At 43.1% G+C, this 4906-nt stretch carries 4 protein-coding genes and 1 pseudogene; 4 read left to right on the top strand and 1 reads right to left on the bottom strand.

Going from position 1 to position 4906, the window contains the following annotated elements; translation table 11 throughout:
• Positions 1 to 232, top strand: a pseudogene (locus tag IM456_RS19205) (hypothetical protein); the annotation flags it as partial.
• A 380-nt stretch (positions 233 to 612) separates the two neighbouring features.
• Here the strand turns inward: IM456_RS19205 and dnaA are convergent.
• A complete protein-coding gene (gene dnaA / locus IM456_RS19200; RefSeq protein WP_149988204.1) occupies positions 613 to 1947 on the bottom strand; it encodes a chromosomal replication initiator protein DnaA in 1335 nt (444 codons plus the stop codon).
• A gap of 84 nt (positions 1948 to 2031) precedes the next feature.
• Between dnaA and def the strand changes: the two genes are divergently transcribed.
• The 3 genes from def (at position 2032) to hemB (ending at position 4786) form a co-directional block, all read left to right on the top strand.
• Positions 2032 to 2610 (top strand): peptide deformylase, encoded by a 579-nt coding sequence (gene def / locus IM456_RS19195; protein ID WP_287691466.1) that lies wholly within the window; start codon positions 2032 to 2034, stop codon positions 2608 to 2610.
• 425 nt (positions 2611 to 3035) lie between these two features.
• On the top strand, positions 3036 to 3692 hold the full coding sequence (folE, locus tag IM456_RS19190) for a GTP cyclohydrolase I FolE (RefSeq protein ID WP_002752393.1): 657 nt from the start codon (positions 3036 to 3038) through the stop codon (positions 3690 to 3692).
• A gap of 116 nt (positions 3693 to 3808) precedes the next feature.
• Positions 3809 to 4786, top strand: coding sequence for a porphobilinogen synthase (gene hemB / locus IM456_RS19185; protein WP_149988207.1), 978 nt, complete (start codon positions 3809 to 3811; stop codon positions 4784 to 4786).
• Positions 4787 to 4906 lie beyond the last annotated feature (120 nt).

Genomic DNA, 4906 nt, shown 5'->3' with positions numbered 1-4906 from the left:
GTTAAGGGACTTGCGTGGGAATAATATCCCAATCGATCGGAGGGCGCAAGCTTTGCGCCCCTACAGTAACGGATTTTGTCCACAATGTAGGGGCGAACTGCGTTCGCCCAAAAGGTACATTATCAAAGCGCAAGTCCCTAACCCCATTGACGCGACCATCCTAAAAAGGTGGCGTGGTGAGGAATCGCCGTCCGTTTACGGCGGTGAGGATGTCAAGTTCTTTCCCTTCTGAAAAAAAAATTCCCCGATGCTGGGTGAGACGATCTCCATGATCTGATGCTTGACTTCTACCTCTATGCTCTCAAAATCCTTGAGTTTCTCGGGTTCTGTATATTTTCTGAGGATTTTGGCTGTCTCTATCAAGTATTTGTCTATTTGGGCTTGTTCTTCAGGAGGAATGTTGAACATTAGAATCCTTTCTTTCTTTTTTGCTGTTTCTATTTTCTCACCAGACTATTGCTGAGTATTTGTACTCACTTCTAAGTGGGATGCACCCATTTTATTCTTTTTTTGACTTCCATATAAAAATCGAGAAAAAAGCAAATCATTCCATCATACCATCAAAAAATTAGGCAAGAGGTCTACTGATCACTGAAAAACCCTACTTCCCGACTACTGATTGCGACTGAGGGAGTTAATTCGCTCGATTAGTTGGGCTAAGATTTCTTGTAATTGTCGATCTTGATGCTGGGAAAGGTTGATTTTATCACAGCTATAAATAACGGTGGTGTGATCTTTGCCGCCAAATTCTTCGCCAATGCGCGGTAAGCTTAAATCCGTGTGTTGACGCATCAAATACATCCCAATCTGTCGGGCAAAACTAATTTCTCGTCGGCGGGAATTTCCTTTTAGATCGGCGATCGAGAGTTGAAATTTTTCCGCTACTACCGCCATAATAATCTCAGGAGAAGTGGCAATTTTGGCCATTGGTGGATTTAAAACCGGCGCGATATTTTCTACCGTCATCGGCAATCCGGAGATAGAAATATAAGTAGTAGCCCGGATTAATGCCCCCTCTAGTTCGCGAATATTAGAAGTATAATTAACGGCAATATATTCGATAACTTCTCTTGGGAGACGCAGATTTTCGTACTCGGCCTTTTTTTGTAAAATTGCCATGCGAGTTTCGATATCCGGTGCTTGGATATCGGCGACTAATCCCATAGAAAAGCGAGAAATTAAACGATCCTGTAAACTGGGAATCTGTTTGGGGAGGCGATCGGAGGCTAAAACTACCTGTTTTCCCGCTTCGTGCAGGGTATTAAAGGTATGAAAAAATTCTTCTTGAGTGTATTCTTTTCCTTCAATAAATTGCAGATCATCCACTAATAATATGTCCGCATGACGATAATGATTACGAAAACTTTCCATACTATCTTGACGGATAGCGGTGATTAAATCATTCGTAAATTGTTCCGTGGATACATAAAAAACCCTGGATTGGGGATATAATTCCAGACGATAATGACCGATCGCTTGCATTAAATGGGTTTTACCTAACCCCACCCCACCACAGAGAAAAAGCGGGTTAAATTCCCTTCCAGGTAATTCCGCCACCGCTAAAGCGGCCGCATGGGCCATACGATTAGTTGGTCCGACAACAAAACGGGAAAAATTATATTTAGGGTTAAGTTGATTACCGGGGGATAATTCTGATTCTAAGCTAGTGTGAGGCTGGAAAATAGCGATCAAATCGCCCTGTTGTGCCGTTAGTTGAATCTCGACGGGATAACCGACGATATCCTGCACTACTTCGGCAATTGTTGACAGATAATTTTTCTGAAGATGGTTAAGAATAAAGGGATTGGCAGCCTGAATTACTAAGCGATCGTTTTGCCATTCTTTAACCGTCGCCGTTTGAAACCAAGTCTCGAAAGCGGGACGCGTTAATAGTAATTTTAGACGCTCTAGGAGATTATGCCAAAGTTGTTGGGCGCTACTATCCACGATTAATTTTGATTAACAAAGTTGCTCTAGTGCTGCTGCGGGGAAACCTTATCAGTTTAGCGAGATTTTGCCGCTCAAGATAAAATGATTTTCAGAGCGAAACAATTAATCTTTAGACAGATGACGCAAGTTTTAACAATCACCCAATTAGGAAATCCAATTCTACAGCAAAAAGCAGCAGCGATCGATAATCTTCTCGATGCTGACTGTCAAAATTTGATCGATTCCCTGATTACCACCGTGCAAGCTGCCCACGGGGTGGGAATCGCCGCGCCCCAAGTTGCTCGGTCTCTGCGTCTGTTTATCGTTGCTTCTCACCCCAATCCTCGTTATCCCGACGCTCCGATGATGCCACCCACTGCCGTGATTAATCCTCGCATTTTGCGGGTCAGCGAGGAAATGGTCAAGGGTTGGGAAGGTTGCCTCAGTGTCCCCAATTTACGCGGTTTTGTCCCCCGTCATCAGTGGATCGAGGTGGCCTATTGCGATCGCAATGGTGGCGAAATCCGTCAAGTTTTCAGCGATTTTGTCGCGCGCATCTTTCAACACGAATACGATCATCTCGAAGGAATCCTCTTTCTCGATCGCCTTGCTTCTCTGGCGGATTTATACTCGGAGGAAGAATACCAAAAAATCAGTAATATTGCTGAATATAAGCGATAAAATCGCAAAATATGCCTATCTCTTCAAAATAAGTTAAATAGCTTAACGGGACTATTTTATCTGGCGACAAAATTTTTGTTGGTAAATCTAAATTTTTTGTTAAAATGATAACGATTATCATTCTTGAAAAACTACCCTAGCAAACAAATGAACTACTTGACAAAATAAATTAATTATGAAGTAGAACTCTGCCCTCAATTAACTAGGGAGATACTCAAGACTTTTTCGGTGACTAGGAAAATCAATTTTTCCAGGTTTCCGCACCGGAGATAACCCCAAAGACGAGGAAATAAACCGATAGCTTTCATTAGTTATCGTCTAGATGCCCAGAAAAATAAATACTCTAGCAAAGGGTATTTATTGACAATTGGTAAAATCAGAAAACTTTGCCGATCAATTAACTATTGGAGTCTGTAAAAATATCTATGACCTTAGCTAAGTCCAAAGCAATTTTCGACAATGATGACTACAATCACTTTCCCGAAGTGATTACCGAACCTAAATCGCCGGTATCGGAAGCCGAGATGATGCAAGCGGTAAGAACACTGCTGTTAGGATTAGGAGAAGATCCCGATCGCGAAGGTTTACGAGACACTCCTAAACGAGTAGTAAAAGCCCTAAAATTTCTCACTTCTGGTTATCAGCAATCCCTGGATGAATTGCTGAATGGGGCAGTTTTTCACGAGGATGCTAACGAGATGGTTTTAATCCGAGACATCGATATTTTTAGCTCCTGTGAACACCATATTTTACCGATAATCGGCCGCGCTCATGTTGCCTATATTCCTAACGGGAAAGTGATCGGTTTATCGAAAATTGCCCGCATCTGTGAAATGTACGCCAGACGACTGCAAGTACAGGAACGTTTAACCGCACAAATTGCCGATGCTTTGCAAGGATTACTACAACCTCAAGGGGTAGCTGTGGTGATTGAAGCGACTCATATGTGTATGGTAATGCGCGGGGTTGAAAAACCCGGTTCTTGGACTTCTACGAGTGCCGTGCGCGGTATTTTTGCCGATTCTGCTAAGACTCGTCAAGAGTTTATGAGTTTGATTCGTCATAGTCCCGATTTTCACTAATTAGTCAGGGGGATCAGGATTATTTGATCGTCCTATCCCCGGTTTTTGCCTAGGTAAAAAACCAGAGCCAAGCCAGCTATTTACTGTTTACTTTTTATTTTTGACGCGCTGTTATCATGCTGATTCGTCCCCGTCGTCTTCGTTATACTCCAGCGATTCGCAGTCTTGTTCGTGAAACTGAATTAACCGTTAATGACTTGATTTATCCCCTCTTTATCATGGAGGGAGAAAATCAAAAGGTGGCTATTCCTTCTATGCCCGATTGTTATCGTTATTCCCTTGATTTATTGCTAAAAGAAGTGGTTAATGCTTATAATTTAGGCATTAATGCCATCGCTCTTTTCCCTCTGATTGCCGAAGATAAAAAAGATAATTTCGGTAGAGAAAGTTATAATCCCGATGGTTTAGTGCCAAGGGCAGTGAAAGCGATCAAAAAAGAAGTCCCTGAAATAATTATTATTACCGATGTTGCCCTCGATCCTTTTTCAATTTATGGTCATGATGGTATTGTTGAGGACGGTAAAATTCTCAACGATGAAACCCTAGAAGTTTTAGTGAAAATGTCGCTCTCGCAAGCGGCAGCCGGGGCTAATTTCGTCGCCCCTTCCGATATGATGGATGGTAGGGTTGGGGCGATCCGTCGAGCTTTAGATGCAGCGGGTTATCTAGATGTGGGAATTCTCGCTTATACGGCTAAATATGCCTCTGCTTATTATGGTCCCTTCCGAGATGCCTTAGAATCAGCCCCAAAATTTGGTGATAAGAAAACCTATCAAATGGATGGGGCTAATAGTCGGGAAGCGTTACGGGAAGCCAGTTTAGACATAACAGAAGGGGCGGATATTATTATGGTTAAGCCCGCTCTCGCCTACCTCGATATTATCCGTCGTCTGCGCGACAGTAGCCATCTTCCCGTCGCCGCTTACAACGTCAGTGGTGAATACGCAATGATTAAAGCGGCGGCAAAACAGGGCTGGATTGACGAAAAAAGCCTGATTTTGGAAACTTTAACCAGTATGAAACGAGCGGGGGCCGATTTGATTTTGACCTATTTTGCTGCCGATGTGGCATTATTGACATCCTCACCGCCGTAAACGGACGGTGATTCCCAAACCTCACGATTTAGGTTTCTGCTTCTTTCCCTTGCGGGGTTCCGCACCTGCCTTAACAGATTTACTCTGTTCTGGTCTTATGGTCGCTCTACAGACTGACAC

It is taken from the genome of Microcystis sp. M079S1 (genome assembly GCF_020246425.1).
GTDB lineage: Bacteria > Cyanobacteriota > Cyanobacteriia > Cyanobacteriales > Microcystaceae > Microcystis > Microcystis aeruginosa.
This window is presented reverse-complemented; position numbering and strand designations above follow the sequence as displayed.

Excerpts from the sequence above, each read along its gene's own strand:
- def (WP_287691466.1), top strand. The coding sequence starts at position 2,032 with ATGATTTTCAGAGCGAAACAATTAATCTTTAGACAGATGACGCAAGTT.
- folE (WP_002752393.1), top strand. The coding sequence starts at position 3,036 with ATGACCTTAGCTAAGTCCAAAGCAATTTTCGACAATGATGACTACAAT.
- hemB (WP_149988207.1), top strand. The coding sequence starts at position 3,809 with ATGCTGATTCGTCCCCGTCGTCTTCGTTATACTCCAGCGATTCGCAGT.